This window comes from Jannaschia formosa, assembly GCF_003340555.1.
Taxonomy (GTDB): Bacteria; Pseudomonadota; Alphaproteobacteria; order Rhodobacterales; family Rhodobacteraceae; genus Jannaschia; species Jannaschia formosa.
The window spans coordinates 1-741 of sequence record NZ_QPLJ01000116.1; the positions used below are offsets into that span (position 1 = coordinate 1).

Genomic DNA, 741 nt, shown 5'->3' on the forward strand with positions numbered 1-741 from the left:
GCGACGGCGACGACACTCTGCGCGGCAACAATGGCGACGACCTGCTGCAGGGCGACGCCGACAACGACCAGCTCTTCGGCGATGCCGGCAACGACACGCTGGAAGGCGGCTCTGGCGACGATACGCTGGAAGGCGAGCAGGGCGACGACACCATCGACGGCGGCACGGGCGGCGAGACCACAGGCGACGTGCTGGTCGTGGGCGGCGAGCGCGGACGCTTCGCGCTGGTCGATGGCGGCGCGGGCGCGATCCTGGTGGTGGACCGCACCGGCAACCTCGGCACCGACACGGTTACGAACGTGGAGATCCTGCGCTTCATCGACGGGGACGTGGCGACCGCCGGTCTCGGCCTCGGCGACCTGATCGTGGGCACCGATCCGTCGGGCGAGGCCCTGACGGGGACCAACGAGGACAACATCATCACCGGCCTCGAAGGCCCCGACACGATTGCGGGCCTCGATGGCGGCGACATCATCGATGGCGCCGACGGCGACAACGACATCGACGCCGGCGCGGGCAACGACCAGGTGACGGCGGGCATTGGCAACGACACGATCCTGGGCGGCGCGGGCGCTGACTCGGTCATCGCAGGCGCTGGCGATGACAGCGTCGAGGGCGGGACGGAGGACGACTCGCTTATCGGCGGCGAGGGGTCCGACACGATTTTTGGCGGCGACGGCAACGACTTGATCGGAGACTATTCGAACGACGGCACGGACTCCATCGACGGCGGCGCGGGCA

The 741-nt window shown here is 69.5% G+C and carries 1 protein-coding gene; it reads left to right on the forward strand.

Translation table 11 applies throughout. The features are described 5' to 3' along the window. The coding region (locus DR046_RS23070; protein ID WP_135227410.1) for a calcium-binding protein at positions 1 to 741 on the forward strand (741 nt) is incomplete at both ends.